The sequence below is a fragment of the Micromonospora sp. NPDC049366 genome, from assembly GCF_044466625.1.
Classification (GTDB): domain Bacteria; phylum Actinomycetota; class Actinomycetes; order Mycobacteriales; family Micromonosporaceae; genus Micromonospora.
In genome coordinates this window covers 588835-604289 of sequence record NZ_JBITMV010000001.1, presented here as the reverse complement: position 1 = coordinate 604289, position 15455 = coordinate 588835, and the positions used below count along the sequence as shown (strand labels likewise).

Below are 15455 nucleotides of genomic sequence, written 5' to 3'. Positions count from 1 at the left end.
GCTACTCGACGGTGACCGACTTGGCGAGGTTGCGCGGCTGGTCGACGTCGTGCCCGCGGGCGGCGGCGATCTCGGCCGCCAGGACCTGCAGCGGCACGGTGGTCACCAGCGGGGCGAGCAGCGTCGGCGTCCGGGGCACGTAGATCAGGTGGTCGGCGTAGCGGACGACCGCCTCGTCGCCCTCCTCCGCGATCACGATGGTCCGGGCACCGCGCGCCCGCACCTCCTGGATGTTGGAGACCACCTTGTCGTGGAGCATGCCCCGGCCGGCCGGGGACGGCACCACGCAGACCACCGGGGTGCCCTTGTCGATCAACGCGATCGGGCCGTGCTTCAGCTCGCCGGCGGCGAAGCCCTCGGCGTGCATATAGGCCAGCTCCTTGAGCTTGAGCGCACCCTCCAGCGCCACCGGGTAGCCGACGTGGCGGCCGATGAAGAGCACGGTCGGCTCGGCCTTCAGGTCGCGGGCCAGCTCGCGTACGGGCTCGATCCGGTCCAGCAGCTCGCGCAGCTTGGCCGGCACCTCCTGAAGCTGGGCGACCACCGCGGAGACCTCGTCGGCGTACTTGATGCCGCGCACCTGGGCCAGGTGCAGGCCGATCAGGTAGCAGGCGACGAGCTGGGTGAGGAACGCCTTGGTGGAGGCGACCGCGATCTCGGGCCCGCCGTGGGTGTAGAGAACCGCGTCGGACTCGCGGGGAATGGTGGACCCGTTGGTGTTGCAGATGGCGAGCACCCGGGCCTTCTGCTCCTTGGCGTGCCGGAGCGCCATCAGCGTGTCCATCGTCTCGCCGGACTGCGAGATCACCACGATCAGCGTGGACCGGTCGAGGACCGGGTCGCGGTAGCGGAACTCGCTGGCCAGCTCGACCTCGCAGGGGATGCGGGTCCAGTGCTCGATGGCGTACTTGGCGACGAGGCCGGAGTGATAGGCCGTGCCGCAGGCGACGATGAAGATCTTGTCGACGTCGCGCAGATCCTGGTCGCTCAGGCGGACCTCGTCCAGCATGATCTCGCCGGACTCGGTGAGCCGGCCGAGCAGCGTGTCAGCGACCGCCTGCGGCTGCTCCTCGATCTCCTTGAGCATGAACCAGTCGTAGCCACCCTTCTCGGCGGACGACGAGTCCCAGTCGATGTGGAAGTCCTTGCCGCTGGCCGGCTGGCCGTCGAAGTCGGTGATCTCGATGGTGTCGCCGGTGATCAGCACGATCTGGTCCTGGCCGAGCTCCACCGCCTCGCGGGTGTGCTCGATGAACGCGGCGACGTCGGAGGCGAGGTAGTTCTCCCCCTTGCCCCGGCCGACCACCAGCGGGGAGTTGCGCCGGGCGCCGACGACCGCGCCGGGCACCGCGGAGTCGACCGCGAGCAGGGTGAAGGCGCCCTCCAGGCGCTGGCACACCACCCGCATGCCGGCGGCGAGCAGCTGCGGGCCCTCCGGGTGACCGGCGGCGCGCAGGTCGGCCAGCGCGGCGGCGAGCAGGTGCGCGGCGCACTCGGTGTCGGTGTCGCTGGTGAACTGGACGCCGTCGGCCTCCAGCTCGGCGCGCAGCCGCGCGAAGTTCTCGATGATGCCGTTGTGGATCACCGCGACGCGGCCGTCGCCCGCCACGTGCGGGTGCGCGTTGCGGTCGGTGGGGCCGCCGTGGGTCGCCCAGCGGGTGTGCCCGATGCCCGTGGTGCCGTCGCCGATGCCGATCGGGCTGGCCGCGCAGGACGTCGGATCGTCGGCGGCCCGTTCGGAGAGCACCTTCTCCAAGTTGGCCAGCTTGCCGGCCTTCTTCTCGGTCAGCAGCTCGCCGTCGCACACGATGGCGACGCCCGCGGAGTCGTAGCCGCGGTACTCCAGTCGCCGCAGCCCGTCCAGCACGATGCCGAGCGCCGGTCGCGCGCCGGCGTAACCCACGATTCCACACATGGTCCGCAGCCTAACCCAGTTTCGCTCATCGCGCGTGCGCGAAAGCCCGGTAAACGATCACTGACTTTGAGCGAACTACCCGTGCCACCGCACTCCGGTGCCGTGCGACCCGTTCTGGAGTGCGGCGACGCGGACGCTCACCGGCCCCCGCCTACCCGTACATTGAGGGCCGCAACCGGCGGGGCGGCGACAACCTCGCCGGTCACACCCCGACTGCGCCGCGGCCACGCCGCATCCATCCCCGGAGCAGAACAGATGTCCGAGGTGTCACCCTCCGGCGACCCCACCCCGTCGACCGGACCAGCCCCGGGTCCCTGGGCGCCCCCCGACCCCGGCGTGTGGTCGAGCACCCCCGGCCACCCGCCGCACACCGGCCCGACCACACCCACGCCGTCCGCCCCGCCGCCCAGCTGGGGCGCGCAGCCACCGGTCGCGCCTGCTCCCTGGGCGTACGGGCAACCCTGGCCCTACGCCCCCGCGGCCCGCCGCCGATCAGGGCGGGCCGGGGTCCTGATCGCCGCCACGACCGTCCTGGTCCTGGTCGTCTGCGGCGGGATCGGTGCCGCCACCCTGATCCGGTACGCGCAGCCGCCCGCCCCGGGTGGGCCGGTCGCCGGTCAGCCCTGGGCCGAGCCCTCGTACGTCGACGACGAGTCGTGGGCGGACCGACCCGCGACCACCCCCTCCGGCGCCCCCGGCACGGTCCACGTGGCCTACGAGGTCACCGGGGCCGGGCTGGTCGACCTGGAGTACTACGACGCCAACGGCGATTTCGTGCAGGAGGCCGAGGTGCCGCTGCCCTGGCGGCTGAACCTGCGGGTGCGTACCGCCGACCGGGTGATGGTGCTCGCGCACCGCTACCCCGCGGATGGACCGGTGAGCTGCCGGATCACCGTCGACGGGCGGACCGTCGAGGAGGTGCGGGGGAGCCAGTGGGGCGCGAGTTGCTTCGGGTGAACGGGACGCGCCCGACACCCGACCACGAACGAGGAGAGCAGCATGCCGGAGGGCACCGGGTCGCCCGAACCGTCACCCTGGGCGCCGTTGGACCCGCCGTCGACGCGGCGCGCCGCCCCGACGGACCGCTGGCTCCCGACCGACGGGGCGACCGGCGCGCTCGGTGAACAGCCGACCGGCCCGGCCGGCGACGGGGCGGCCGGGAGCGGCCCACGGCCCGGACGCGACGGCCCGAGCGGCGGGCCGCGTTCGCCGGCGGGACGGCGCCCGAGCCGGCGCGTCCGGGCCGGCGTCGCAGTCGCGGCGGTGCTGCTGCTCGGGGCGGCCGGATTCGGCGGGTACGCCGCGTCGGGCGACGAGCCCTCCCCCGACGCGTCCCCCGAGGTCGACTCCTGGTACGCGGACGAGACCGACCCACGGAGCCCCGACCCGCCGGCGCCCAGCCGTGCGGCGACCCCGGCGTCCACCCCGTCCACCGGTCCGGGTCGGGACAGCGTCGTCTACGAGGCGACCGGCCAGGGACGGGCCGACGTGCTCTACGTCGACGCGAACGGTGAGCCGGTCTGGCTGGACGGGGTGCGGCTGCCGTGGCGGACGCGCATCCGCACCGACCACGCGGACCGGCTCATGGTGCAGGTCAACAGGACGGATGACAGCGGGCCGGTGATCGCCTGCTCGCTGCGGGTCAACGCGGCCCGGCCGGTGACGGAGGAGGCCACCAGCATCGGGTGGCGGGCCAGTTGCTTCGGCTGAATGGCCCCCGTGGCCCGGGTGCACCGGGCCGTAGGCTGGCGGACGTGACGACGACCACCGATGTCGACCCGCTGGTGGCCCGGATGCGGCCGTTCGGCACGACCATCTTCGCCGAGATGTCCGCGCTGGCCGTCCGCACCGGCGCGGTCAACCTGGGGCAGGGTTTCCCGGACACCGACGGTCCGCCGGAGATGCTGGCCGCCGCGGCGGAGGCGCTGCGCACCGGGCAGAACCAGTACCCGCCGGGGCCGGGCATCCCGGCCCTGCGCGCGGCGGTCGCGGCGCACCAGCGCCGCTTCTGGGGACTGGAGTACGACCCGGACGGCGAGATCGTCGTGACGGCGGGCGCCACCGAGGCGGTCGCGGCCGCGATCCTGGCCCTGTGCGAGCCGGGGGACGAGGTGGTCTGCTTCGAGCCGTACTACGACTCGTACGCCGCCTCGATCGCGCTGGCCGGTGCCGTCCGCCGGCCGGTCACGCTGCGCCCCACCGACGACGGGCGGTACGCCTTCGACCCGGCGGCGCTGCGCGCGGCGTTCGGGCCGCGTACGCGCCTGGTGCTGCTGAACTCGCCGCACAATCCGACCGGGAAGGTCTTCACCCCGGCCGAGTTGGCGCTGGTCGCCGACCTCTGCCAGGAGCACGGCGCGTGCGCGGTGACCGACGAGGTGTACGAGCACCTCGTCTACACCGACGCGGGGAGCCCGCACGTGCCGCTGGCCACGCTGCCGGGCATGCGGGAGCGGACATTGCGGATCTCGTCGGCCGGCAAGACCTTCTCCTGCACCGGATGGAAGGTCGGTTGGGCCAGCGGCCCGGCGGCGCTGGTCTCCGCGGTGCTCCGGGTGAAGCAGTTCCTGACGTTCGTCAACGCGGGCCCGCTGCAACCCGCGGTGGCGGTGGCGCTGGCCCTGGGCGACGACTACTTCGACGGGTTCCGGGCCGACCTCCAGGCCCGCCGGGACCAGCTGGTCGCCGGCCTCACCGACGCCGGCTTCGACGTGCTGCCGTCGGAGGGGACGTATTTCGTGACCGCCGACGTCACCGCCCTCGGCGGGCGCGACGGCGTGGAGTTCTGCCGGTCGCTGCCCGAGCGGTGCGGCGTGGTGGCAGTGCCCACGCAGGTCTTCTACGACGACGTCGAGGCGGGCCGGCGGCTGGTCCGGTTCGCGTTCTGCAAGCGCCCCGAGGTGCTCACCGAGGCGGTCACCCGGCTGCGTCGGCTCTCGGCGGGCTGACCCGCGGCGCGGCGGGCCGGGTCGCGTGGTGAGCGTGGCGAGCAGGGTGCCGCCGTGCCTGCGGGAGCGGCACGGTTTGACCATCGTGCTCGCCACCCACGAGCAGGCCGTCGCGGCTCGGTGCGACCGGCTGGTCAGGCTGGGTGACGGCCGGATGGTCGAGGATCTCGACCTCACCGACGGCGAGGACCCGGCCGACACCTACGACCGGGTCGCTCGCCTGCGGTTGTGACGGCCTGCTACGCGGTGACCGGGCTCGCGGTGCGGACCTGCTCGGCGATCCGCTCGGCGACCGACCGGGCGGCCGTCTCCGTGGCCGCCTCGACCATCACCCGGACCAGCGGCTCGGTGCCCGACGGGCGCAGCAGCACCCGACCCGTGCCACCCAGCTCCGCCTCGGCCCGCTCGACCTCGGCGCGGACGGCCGGTGCGGCGGCGCCGACGGTCCGGTCGCCCACCGGCACATTGATCAGCACCTGCGGGAGCTTCGTCACCACGGCGGCCAGGTCGGCCAGGGAACGGCCGGTGGCCGCCATCCGCGACATCAGGTGCAGGCCGGTCAGCACGCCGTCGCCGGTGGTGGCGTACGCGGGCATCACGATGTGTCCGCTCTGCTCCCCGCCGAGCGCCAGCCCGGACGCGCGCAGCTCCTCCAAGACGTACCGGTCGCCGACCTTCGTCTCGATCAGTCGGATGCCCTCGGCGGACATGGCCAGCCGCAGGCCGAGGTTGCTCATCACCGTCGCGACGAGGGTGTCGTCGGTGAGCGTGCCCGCCTCCCGCATGGCCAGCGCGAGGATCGCCATGACCTGGTCGCCGTCGACCTCGTCGCCCGCGGCGGTCACCGCCACACACCGGTCGGCGTCACCGTCGTGGGCGATGCCCAGGTGCGCGCCGTGCTCCAGCACGGCGGCGCGCAGCGCCTCGATGTGGTTGGAGCCGCACTCGTCGTTGATGTTGAGCCCGTCCGGCTCGGCGTGGATCGCGATCACCTCGGCGCCGGCCTCGCGGTAGGCGACGGGGGCGACCTCGGCCGCGGCGCCGTTCGCGCAGTCGACCACGACCTTGATGCCGTCGAGCCGGTGCCCGACGGTGCCGACCAGGTGCTGCACGTAGTGGTCCGCGCCGTCGAGCAGGTCGTGCACCCGGCCCACGCCCGCGCCGACCGGGCGGTCCCAGGCGCTGGTGGCGTTGGCCTCGACGGCCGCCTCGATCTTCATCTCGAGCTCGTCGGGCAGCTTGTGCCCACCGGCCGCGAAGAGCTTGATCCCGTTGTCCGGCATCGGGTTGTGCGAGGCGGAGAGCATCACGCCCAGGTCCGCCTTCGCCTCGGCGGTGAGGTACGCGACCGCCGGGGTCGGCAGCACGCCCACCCGGATCACGGTGGCGCCGGCGCTGGTCAGCCCGGCGACGACGGCGGCCTCCAGCATCTCGCCGCTGGCCCGGGTGTCCCGGCCGACGACCGCGACCGGCGGATGACTCCGATCCGTCTCGGCGAGTGTGTGGGCAGCCGCGACCGCCACCGCGAGAGCCAACTCCGGGGTGAGATCCACATTCGCCCGCCCGCGGACGCCGTCCGTGCCGAACAACCGACCCATACCCGCCAACCTCCGATGACACTGCCGATGCGAGGTGAAGACGGAAACGGCCGGCCCACCTCCCGGAGAGGGGAGGCGGACCGGCCGTCCGTCAGACGTACAACGCGCCGCTGAAGATCAGCGCTTCGAGTACTGAGGAGCCTTACGGGCCTTCTTGAGGCCGTACTTCTTGCTCTCCTTGACCCGGGCGTCCCGGGTCAGGAAGCCGGCCTTCTTCAGGGCCGGGCGGTCGTCCGGCTCGTTGACGATCAGCGCCCGGGCGATGGCGAGCCGCAGCGCGCCGGCCTGGCCGGTGATGCCGCCACCCCGCAGGTTGGCGATGACGTCGAACGTCTCCGGCTTCTCGGCGGTCACCAGCGGGTCCTTGATGAGCTGCTGGTGCACCTTGCTCGGGAAGTAGGCCTCGAGGTCGCGGCCGTTGCAGGTGATCTTGCCGGAGCCCGGGACGATGCGAACCCGGACGATGGCCTCCTTGCGGCGACCCACGGTCTGGATCGGCCGGTCACCACGAGGCGCGCGGGCGACGGGCGCCGGCGCCTCGGTGGCCTCGGGGGCAACCTCGGTGGCGGTGATGTCGGTCATGCTGTTTCCTTCGCCCGCGCTCACTGCGCGATCTGCTTGATCTCGAACGGCACCGGCGACTGCGCGGCGTGCGGGTGCTCAGCACCGGCGTAGACCTTCAGCTTCTTGAGGAGCTGACGGCCGAGCTTGTTGTGCGGGAGCATCCCCTTGACGGCCAGCTCGATGGCCCGCTCGGGACGCTTGGTCAGCAGCTCGTCGTAGCCGACCTGCTTCAGACCACCCGGGTAACCGGAGTGCCGGTAGGCGATCTTGGTCTGACGCTTGTTGCCGGTCAGCGCGACCTTGCCCGCGTTCACGATGACGACGAAGTCGCCCGTGTCGACGTGCGGCGCGAAAGTCGGCTTGTGCTTACCACGCAGCAACGTGGCGGCGTGGGTGGCCAGGCGGCCCAGCACGACATCAGAGGCGTCGATGACGTGCCACTGACGCTCGATCTCACCCGGCTTCGGGCTGTACGTACGCACAGGTCTACCTTGTCTCGTCGTCGGTCTGGGGTCGCGCGCCGAGGTCACCAGGCGCGCACGAACGACCAAGCGTACCTGATGTGGCACGCCTCTGGATGTCGTACAACAGCAGGCAACGATACCCGGCGCCCCGTCGGCTGGTCAAAACGGGGTCCCGTCGCGCGCGGCCCACGCCAGGACGGTGGCCCGCGTCACACTCCGGGCAGTCGGCGCGCCCCCTGCCGCAGCGGTGGTGAGCGGGCGGAGTCAGAGCTGTTGCAGGATGCGCAGCGCGCGGCCGACCCGGAGCATGGTGTCGGCGTCGGCGACGTCGACGCACTCGGTGAACCACTTCTTCATGGGCGAGGAGATCCGGTCGGGCATCACCACGTACCCGCCCATCGACACGGCCAGCGGCGAGTCGCGCAGCAGCGCCTGCTCGACCACCTCGACCACGATCACGATGGGCACCTCGGTGGAGTTGTAGACGTCCGAGCTGACCACCAGTCCGAGCCGTTCGCGGGCGCCCTCGATGCGCCAGACCTCACCCCTACGCAGCACGCGGGCGACCGCCGAAGAGCAGGTCGTCGACCATGCCCACCTCGCTGGCGTCGGCGAGCGCGGCCGATTCCAGGTCGAGGCCGGCGCGGCGTACGGCGGCGGCGTGCGCCGCGAAGACCTCGCGCAGCGCCTTCTCCCGGGCCGCCTGGTCCATCCACGCCGAGAGCGACAGCCCTTCGCGCTTGGCGAACCGCCGGGCCTCCTCGATCGTCTCGTCCGAGAACGACAGGGTCACCTTGGCAGTCATGCGGGGAGATTACCCAGCGGTATGACCGGTAGTCATCCCGTGGACCGTTCGTCGCGGCGGAGGGGACGCCAGAACGCCCACCGGGAGCATCGGGCGCAAAACGGTCACGGGCCCGCGGCCGAGGGGATCGCGGGGCCGCCGCCACCAGCGGAGATCAGGCCGCGTGGCCGCCGAAGACGGCGAACCGCCACTCCTTGAAGAAACAGTCCACGTCGACCAACCCCGCCTCGGTGAGCCAGTCGCACTGGGCGCCCACCGGGGCCGGCCGGTCGTACGCCATCCGCACCCGCGCCGCGGCGATCTCCTCGTCGTCCGAGCCGAGCGCGCTGATCCGCTCCCGCCAGACCTCGTCGTAGCGCCGGTCCAGGCCCGGGGTCGGGCCGGCCACCTGCTCGGCGTTGACGAAGACGCCGCCGGGGCGCAGGTGCGCGGGGAGCCGCCGGTAGAGCGCCCGCTTGCCGGCGTCGTCGAGGTGGTGGATGGCCAGGGCGCTGACCACGGCGTCGTAACGACCGGTCGGCAGCGGGTCGGCCAGGTCGGCCCGGACCGTGCGGTGCGGCACGCCCCGCGCGCGCAGGTGGTCGGCGGCGACCGCCAGCATCGCCGGCGCGGCGTCGACGAGGGTCAGCCGGATCCCGGGCACCGCCGCGGCGAGCAGCAGGGAGAGCAGGCCGGTGCCCGCCCCCAGGTCCAGCACCTCGGGCGTGCGCCCGGCGGCCACGGCGGCCCGCAGCGGCGGCGCGGCCACCTCGACAGCGGTGCCGTAGAAGGCGTCGAAGCAGGGCACGAGCCGGCGACGGGCCTCGTCGTAGGTGCCGGCGACGGCGTCGAAGGCATCGGCGACGGTCATGGCACCCTCCCGAAATATAGGATTCCTGTCTCATATTCTAAACGCTGCAGGTCCCTCCGTCAGCACCGTGCGGTGTGAGCCGCTCGTGACAGGACCGAAACAGGAGGGACCCGGCCCGGAAACCGCCCGGCGGCACGCTTTGCCGACATGACAGACGGTGCACGGTCGGCGACTCGACCGGGGCGCACGCCCCGGGAGGCAGCGACGCGCTGCCCGTACTGCGCCCGCCAGTGCGGCAACGTGCTGCGCGAGGAGGCCGACCGGGTGGCCGTGCTCCCCCGGCGCCTCCCCACCAACGGCGGCGGGCTCTGCCGGAAGAGCGGGACCACCCCCGACGCGTGGCGGCACCTCGACCTACCCGGAGCGGCCGCGCTCCGGCACGAGGTGCGCTGCCGGGGCGACCGGGTCGAGGTGCGGCTGCGACAGGAGGGGTGATGCGGGGGGAACTGGCCGGCTTCACCATCGGCGTGACCGCCGACCGGCGACGCGACGAACTGGCCGCGCTGCTGGAGCGGCGCGGCGCCCGGGTGGTGCTCGCGCCGGCGCTGCGGATCGTGCCGCTGGCCGACGACACGGAGCTGCGCGAGGCGACCCGCGCCTGCCTGGACCAACCACCGGACATCCTGATGGCGAACACCGGCATCGGTATGCGGGGCTGGCTGGAGGCCGCCGAGGGGTGGGGGCTGGCCGAGCCGCTGCGCTCGGTGCTGGCCGAGGCGTACGTGGTGGCGCGCGGACCGAAGGCACGCGGGGCGATCCGCGCCGCCGGGCTGCACCACGAGTGGTCACCGGTCTCGGAGAGCTGCGACGAGGTGGTCGACCACCTGCGCCGACGCGGGGTGGCCGGGCAGGTCATCGCCATGCAGCTGCACGGTGAGCGGCAGCCGGAGTGCACGCAGGCGCTGGAGGAGGCCGGCGCCACGGTTATCGAGGTGCCGGTGTACCGGTGGGCCCCGCCGACCGACCCGGCCCCGCTGCACCGGCTCATCGACCTGATCGCCGGCCGGCTGGTCGACGCGGTCACCTTCACCTCGGCGCCGGCGACGGAGGCGTTGCTGCGGGCGGCCGGGGACCGCACCGACGCGGTCCTCGACGCACTCCGCTCCGACGTGCTCGCCTGCTGCGTCGGGCCGGTCACCGCCGAGCCGCTGGTGCGCCGCGGCGTGCCGGTCACCGCGCCGAACCGGGCCCGGCTCGGCGCGCTGGCCCGCACCATCGTCGACGAGCTGCCCCGCCGGACCCTCTCCTGCAAGGCGGCCGGACACGTGCTCACGCTGCGCGGGCACGCCGCCGTGATCGACGGGGAGCTGCGCCCACTCGCGCCGGCCCCGATGGCGGTGCTGCGGGCGCTCGCCCAGTCTCCCGGCCGGGTGCTGTCCCGCACCGCGCTGCTGCGTACGCTGCCGCGCGGCGCCGACGAGCACGCGGTGGAGATGGCGGTGGCCCGGCTCCGCGCCGGCCTGCGCGCTCCCCGCGTGGTGCAGACCGTCGTCAAGCGGGGCTACCGCCTGCGTGTGGACTGAGCCGCCCGGGCGGGCGCAACGGTCTGCGACCCGCCCGGCACGGGCACGAGCAGCGCTCGCTCCGAGAGGACGACGGCCCGGGGCGGCGTCAGCCCACCGGGGTCGCGTACCCCCGGCCGTGCTCCGCCTGCAGCCGCGCCATCGCGTGCTCCACGACGGTCACCAGCACCTGCTTGACCGAGTCCCGGTGCCGGGCGTCCGTCATGACCAGCGGCACCTCGGGCGAGATGGCCAACGCCTCGCGTACCTCCGCCAGCTCGTACTGCGGCGCCCCGTCGAAGGCGTTCAGCGCGACCACGTACGGCAGTCTGCGGTTCTCGAAGTAGTCCAGCGGCGCGAAGGCATCGGTGATCCGGCGGGTGTCCACCAGGACGGCGGCACCGACCGCACCCCGGATGATCTCGTCCCACATGAACCAGAAGCGCGTCTGGCCCGGGGTGCCGAAGAGGTAGAGGATCAGGTCCTCGGCCATCGTGATACGGCCGAAGTCCATGGCGACCGTCGTGGTCTCCTTGCCGGGCACCTTGGACGGATCGTCGATGCCGACGCCGGCCGCGGTCATCACCGCCTCGGTGGTCAGCGGTGTGATCTCGGAGATCGAGCCGACCAGCGTCGTCTTGCCGACGCCGAACCCACCCGCGACCACGATCTTGGCGGAGACGATCCCGCGGCTCTGCCGCCCCGCGGCGGGGTCATAGCCTGCGAAGTCCACTTAGCACCCTTCCCAGCATTTCCATTCGCTCCTCGAACCCCTCGGCCGGAGCGGCAGTGTGTAGCGTCAGCAGGCCCTCGGCCACCATGTCGGCGACCAGCACCCGGGCGACGCCGAGCGGCATCCGGGTGTACGCGGCGATCTCCGCCAGCGACTGCGCTCGGCCTTCGCAGACGGTGGCGATGCGGTACTTGTCGTGCCCGGCGAACCGGGCCTCGGCCACCTGGGTCGGGGAGGCCGTCAACACCGCCTCCAGGGCGATGTCCTGCCGTGGTTCGGTGCGGCCACGGGTGACCGCGTACGGACGCACGAGCGCACCTCTCGGGTCACGCCGCTGGTCCATCCGCGATCACCTCCTCTCCACTTTCCGGGGCCACTCGGCCCCGGGCTCCCCCGTACGTGGTCGATGCGCGGCGGCCACGCCGCGCCCGGTTACGAGCGCACCGCATCCCGGGGCAGCGGCACCAGTGCGGCACCCACCCGCTCCACGAGCAGTGCCATCTCGTACCCGACCTGGCCCACGTCGCAGCTGCGCGCGGCCAGCACGGCCATCGAGGACCCGTCGCTGATGGACATCAGGAAGAGGTAGCCGCTGTCCATCTCGATGACGGTCTGCAGCACACCACCGGCGCTGAACATCCGGGCGGCGCCCTCGGTCAGGCTCACCACGCCGGAGGTGATCGCGGCGAGCTGGTCCGCCCGGTCCGCGGGAAGGTCCCGGGACGAGGCGAGCAGCAGCCCGTCGGCGGACACCGCCACCACGTGGGCGATTCCCGCCACGCTGTCGGCGAAGTTGGTGAGCAGCCAACCCATGTCCTGCATGGCCGCTGGCCTGTTCATCGGGTCTCCTTGGTCGAGGTGCGGATCTGGTCCGTTCCGGCCGTCCGCCCGCGCTGGACGCCGCGGTGGTAGGCCGACAACAGGCCACGTACTTCATCGGGGGTGCGCCGGCTGGGCCCCCGGCCGCCGCGCGGCTCGACGCCGCCCGGCACGAGCTGCGCCTGCGGCACCCGCTTGGGCAGGCCCGAGCGGGTGGTGCCGCCACTGGCCGGCTCGGCGGCCCGGGTGGCACGCGACCAACCCTCGTCGGCCGCCGTCCGCCAGGCGTTCGCGTCGGCCGCGGGAGCCCCGCCGGGCGTGCTCGCCGGCGGAGTGTACGACGGGGGCGGCGCCTGCGGTGGGGTCCCCGTGCCACCGCCCCCGGGAGTCCGGGTGGGCAGCGGGGTGGTGGTCGACGCGACCGGCGCAGGGGCGACCGGCGCGGCCGGCGCGGTGGTGGTCGGCGTGCCCGGGGCGGGCTCGTCGAACTGGGGCCGGGCGAAGATGGCGGTCGCGTCGTCGCCGTGGGACCGGAACCAGACCGCCTCCATCTCCCGGAAGATCGGGGCCTCGGCCGCCGGCTCCGGCCGGACCGCGATCGGCGTCGACGGGGCGAGCGGCGGGGCCGGCGGCGGGACGGGCGGAGCCGGCGGGGTGGCCGCCAGGCCACCGGCGACCGGCCCCAGCGGCAGCGCCGGGGCGGGGATCGACTCGGCCGCGGAACTGCGGCGCGGCAGCGGGGCGAGCGTCGGATGCCCGGCCGACCGGCCGAAGCCGGAGTCGTACGCCGGCCGGGTCGGCGGCGCGGTCGGCGGCGGCACCGCGGCCGGCACGGTCGGAAGCGCCGCGGTGGCTCCGCCGGCCGGGACGGTCGGCAGCGTCCCCGTGGGGCCGCCGGCCGACACGGTCGGCGCAGTGTCGCGCGCCTCGACCGGCGGCTGCCAGGGCGCCGGGGCGGGGGTGCCGGTACGCCACTGGTCGGTCAGCGTCCGGGCCGAGGTGAGGCCGGTGCGCGGCTCCGCGAGGGCGACCGGGGCGAGCGGGGCCGGCTCGGCCGCCAGCGGCTGGCGCGGCCGGGTGAGCGCCTGGTCGCGGCCCCGGTTGGCGGGCAGCACCACGGTGGAGTTGGGCAGCGTGATCTGCGCGACCGTGCCGCCCTCGACGTTGCGGCGCAGCTCCACCCGGATGCCGTAGCGGGAGGCGAGCCGGCTCACCACGGCGAGACCCATCAGCCGGAACGCCGCGACGTCCACGGTCGGCGGGGCGGCCAGTCGCCGGTTCAGGGAGTCGAGCTGCTCGTCGCTCAGCCCGAGCCCGCGGTCCTCGATCTGGATCAGGACGTAGTCGCGGATCCGCCGGCCGTCGGCCACCACCGTCGTGTTGGGCGGCGAGAAGCGGGTGGCGTTGTCGAGCAGCTCGGCGACGAGGCGGACCACGTCGTTGACGGCGTGCGCGGCGACCGAGATGTCGGTGTCGAGCGTGCCGAACTCGATGCGGTTGTAGAGCTCCACCTCGGACTGCGCGGCCCGCAGCACGTCCACGAGCAGGGCGTCGTCGCGACGCGGCACGGCCGAGTCGGCGCCGGCGAGGACCAGCAGGTTCTCGTCGTTGCGGCGCATCCGGGTGGCCAGGTGGTCCAGCTCGAAGAGCTGGGCCAGCCGCTTCGGGTCCTCCTCGCCGCGCTCGATCGCGTCCAGCTCACCGATCATCCGATCGACCAGGGTCTGACTGCGCCGGGCCAGGTTGAGGAACATCGCCGAGACGCTGGTACGCAGCGCGGCCTGCTCGGCGGCGACCCGGACCGCCTCCCGGTGCACGACGTTGAAGGCGGAGGCGACCTGGCCGACCTCGTCCCGGTTGGGCAGGTTGATCGGGTCCCGCACCTGCCGGACGATCTCGTCCACGCCGCCCTCGGCGACGCTGCTCATGGTCTGCAGCCGCTGCACCGCGTCCGGCAGGTCGTGGTTGGCCACCGAGAGCGCGCCCTCGCGGAGCCGGCGCAGCGAGTCGTTGAGCGAACGGGCCAACACCACGGCGAGCGAGACCGCGATGAGCAGGGTCAGCAGGACCAGCAGCGACTCGACGACGGCCTGCCGGATCACGTCCGACCGGGCCTGGTCGGTCTGCGCGTACAACTGGTTCTCCAGCTGGATCTCGGCCCAGCGCATGAGGTCGTTGACCGCGCCGATGGCGGCGGTGGCGTCCTGCGCGCTGACCAGGGGGCGCTGCCCGACGGACCGGGTGATGTCGGCCGCGACGCGGTCGGCGAGGCCGACGGCGTCACCGGAGACGGTGCTGTTCACCAGGGCGCGCTGCCCCGGCGCGGCGGCCAGCGAGAAGGCGAGCAGCGCCTCCTGCTGACTGGTCAGCGTGGCCACGAAGGAGGAGAACTGCTCCTCGTCGAGCTGCCCGGCGCTGAGCGCGGTGAAGGCCACCGCCTCCTCCTCGGCGACGGACGACTTCGCGCGGGCGAACGCGGCGACGGCGCGCCGGCTGTCCGAGAGGCTCTCGCTGCCGGGCAGCTGGGCGAGGCCGTCGCCGTAGGAGACCAGGTCGGCGAGGATGACGCCGTATCGCAGCACCGCCTCGGCGACCGCCATCTGCCGGCGGGCCGTCACCTCCTGCCGGGTGCTGCCCAGCGTGTCCAGGTGGTCGTCGATCGCGGCCAACCGGTCCGCGACCGCGGCCGGAACCTCACCGACCCGGGCGCGCTCCGCGCGGTACTCCGCGATCCGCTCGTCGGTCCGGCGCACCCGCAGGTTGTACGCGTCGGCCGGCTGCTGCGGCAGGGCCAGGTACGCCGCCGCGGCCATCCGCTCGGCGTGCAGGTCCTGGGTGAGCGCGGACACGTCGGTGGAGAGCGCGGTCAGCGACCGCGCCTGGCTGGCCTCGTAGGCGCCCTCGCCGACCGAGATGAGCCGGACGGTCGCCAGTGCGATCACCGCCGCGACGGGCACCACCAGGATCAGCGCCAGCTTCGACCGGATCCGGGCATCCCGGAGCCGGAACAGCCGGCGAGGACTGCGCCGGGCCTTCGCGCGGGTTTCGGGCAGGGCCGTCGGTCCGCTGCTCACGACATCGCCTCCGTCGTATCTTCCACGCCTGGCCCGCCGAACGGTGCCGGACGCGGTGGGCGGCGGCACGCGCGGCACGGCCGCGATTTCATCAGAGAGAGTCCTGTTTGGGAAGCCGCGGTGGGGCAGGAAACGGTCGGACGGCACGGATCCCGTCTTCCGGTCAACTGACACCTTCATTTC

The 15455-nt window shown here is 73.6% G+C and carries 17 protein-coding genes; 6 read left to right on the top strand and 11 right to left on the bottom strand.

All coding sequences use genetic code 11. From position 1 onward, the window contains the following. Position 1: 1 nt before the first annotated feature. Positions 2 to 1915 carry a glutamine--fructose-6-phosphate transaminase (isomerizing) gene (gene glmS, locus ACIBTV_RS02905; protein WP_396701666.1) on the bottom strand — a complete coding sequence of 638 codons (1914 nt, stop codon included), beginning with the start codon at positions 1913 to 1915 and terminating at the stop codon, positions 2 to 4. Between the two features lie 255 nt (positions 1916 to 2170). On the opposite strand from glmS, the gene ACIBTV_RS02900 reads away from it, so the two are divergent. Genes ACIBTV_RS02900 through ACIBTV_RS02885 form a run of 4 tightly spaced genes read left to right on the top strand, consistent with a single transcriptional unit; the run spans position 2171 to position 5095 of the window. Continuing rightward, positions 2171 to 2872, top strand: a complete 702-nt coding sequence (locus tag ACIBTV_RS02900; protein WP_396701664.1) for an MmpS family transport accessory protein — start codon at positions 2171 to 2173, stop codon at positions 2870 to 2872. Between the two features lie 42 nt (positions 2873 to 2914). Beyond that, complete coding sequence (locus ACIBTV_RS02895; RefSeq protein ID WP_396701662.1) at positions 2915 to 3625, top strand: MmpS family transport accessory protein; 711 nt, start codon at positions 2915 to 2917, stop codon at positions 3623 to 3625. A gap of 44 nt (positions 3626 to 3669) precedes the next feature. After that, the gene (locus tag ACIBTV_RS02890) at positions 3670 to 4863 is read left to right on the top strand and encodes a pyridoxal phosphate-dependent aminotransferase (RefSeq protein ID WP_396701660.1); all 1194 of its coding nucleotides are present in this window, start codon (positions 3670 to 3672) and stop codon (positions 4861 to 4863) included. A gap of 34 nt (positions 4864 to 4897) precedes the next feature. After that, entirely contained in the window at positions 4898 to 5095 is a 198-nt protein-coding gene (locus ACIBTV_RS02885) for a hypothetical protein (RefSeq protein ID WP_396701658.1), read from the top strand. 7 nt (positions 5096 to 5102) lie between these two features. Here the strand turns inward: ACIBTV_RS02885 and glmM are convergent, their stop codons facing one another. The 6 genes from glmM to ACIBTV_RS02855 all read right to left on the bottom strand — a co-directional run bounded on the left by glmM (position 5103) and on the right by ACIBTV_RS02855 (position 9144). After that, positions 5103 to 6461 carry a phosphoglucosamine mutase gene (gene glmM, locus ACIBTV_RS02880; protein ID WP_396701656.1) on the bottom strand — a complete coding sequence of 453 codons (1359 nt, stop codon included), beginning with the start codon at positions 6459 to 6461 and terminating at the stop codon, positions 5103 to 5105. Between the two features lie 117 nt (positions 6462 to 6578). Continuing rightward, the gene (gene rpsI, locus ACIBTV_RS02875) at positions 6579 to 7043 is read right to left on the bottom strand and encodes a 30S ribosomal protein S9 (protein ID WP_091595031.1); all 465 of its coding nucleotides are present in this window, start codon (positions 7041 to 7043) and stop codon (positions 6579 to 6581) included. Positions 7044 to 7063: 20 nt separating this feature from the next. Continuing rightward, positions 7064 to 7507: a 50S ribosomal protein L13 gene (gene rplM, locus ACIBTV_RS02870; protein ID WP_091595029.1), complete on the bottom strand. Its 444-nt coding sequence runs from the start codon at positions 7505 to 7507 to the stop codon at positions 7064 to 7066. A 246-nt stretch (positions 7508 to 7753) separates the two neighbouring features. Further along, complete coding sequence (locus tag ACIBTV_RS02865) at positions 7754 to 8047, bottom strand: hypothetical protein (RefSeq protein WP_396701653.1); 294 nt, start codon at positions 8045 to 8047, stop codon at positions 7754 to 7756. After that, positions 8037 to 8294, bottom strand: coding sequence for a DUF6364 family protein (locus ACIBTV_RS02860; RefSeq protein WP_396701651.1), 258 nt, complete (start codon positions 8292 to 8294; stop codon positions 8037 to 8039). The genes ACIBTV_RS02865 and ACIBTV_RS02860 overlap by 11 nt, the downstream gene beginning before the upstream one ends. A 154-nt stretch (positions 8295 to 8448) precedes the next feature. Continuing rightward, positions 8449 to 9144 carry a class I SAM-dependent methyltransferase gene (locus ACIBTV_RS02855; RefSeq protein WP_396701649.1) on the bottom strand — a complete coding sequence of 232 codons (696 nt, stop codon included), beginning with the start codon at positions 9142 to 9144 and terminating at the stop codon, positions 8449 to 8451. A gap of 147 nt (positions 9145 to 9291) precedes the next feature. Between ACIBTV_RS02855 and ACIBTV_RS02850 the strand changes: the two genes are divergently transcribed. Together ACIBTV_RS02850 and ACIBTV_RS02845 are read left to right on the top strand one after the other, a co-directional pair. Further along, positions 9292 to 9579, top strand: coding sequence for a hypothetical protein (locus ACIBTV_RS02850; RefSeq protein ID WP_396701647.1), 288 nt, complete (start codon positions 9292 to 9294; stop codon positions 9577 to 9579). After that, positions 9579 to 10667 (top strand): uroporphyrinogen-III synthase, encoded by a 1089-nt coding sequence (locus ACIBTV_RS02845; RefSeq protein WP_396701645.1) that lies wholly within the window; start codon positions 9579 to 9581, stop codon positions 10665 to 10667. Before ACIBTV_RS02850 ends, ACIBTV_RS02845 begins: the two co-directional genes overlap by 1 nt. 88 nt (positions 10668 to 10755) lie before the next feature. Here the strand turns inward: ACIBTV_RS02845 and ACIBTV_RS02840 are convergent, their stop codons facing one another. From ACIBTV_RS02840 to ACIBTV_RS02825, 4 genes are all read right to left on the bottom strand, one after another. Further along, positions 10756 to 11379 carry a GTP-binding protein gene (locus ACIBTV_RS02840; protein ID WP_396701643.1) on the bottom strand — a complete coding sequence of 208 codons (624 nt, stop codon included), beginning with the start codon at positions 11377 to 11379 and terminating at the stop codon, positions 10756 to 10758. Beyond that, complete coding sequence (locus ACIBTV_RS02835; RefSeq protein ID WP_396701641.1) at positions 11360 to 11722, bottom strand: DUF742 domain-containing protein; 363 nt, start codon at positions 11720 to 11722, stop codon at positions 11360 to 11362. The genes ACIBTV_RS02840 and ACIBTV_RS02835 overlap by 20 nt, the downstream gene beginning before the upstream one ends. 89 nt (positions 11723 to 11811) lie before the next feature. After that, on the bottom strand, positions 11812 to 12219 hold the full coding sequence (locus ACIBTV_RS02830) for a roadblock/LC7 domain-containing protein (protein WP_030329975.1): 408 nt from the start codon (positions 12217 to 12219) through the stop codon (positions 11812 to 11814). After that, positions 12216 to 15272, bottom strand: coding sequence for a nitrate- and nitrite sensing domain-containing protein (locus ACIBTV_RS02825; RefSeq protein ID WP_396701638.1), 3057 nt, complete (start codon positions 15270 to 15272; stop codon positions 12216 to 12218). The genes ACIBTV_RS02830 and ACIBTV_RS02825 overlap by 4 nt, the downstream gene beginning before the upstream one ends. Between the last annotated feature and the right edge of the window lie 183 nt (positions 15273 to 15455).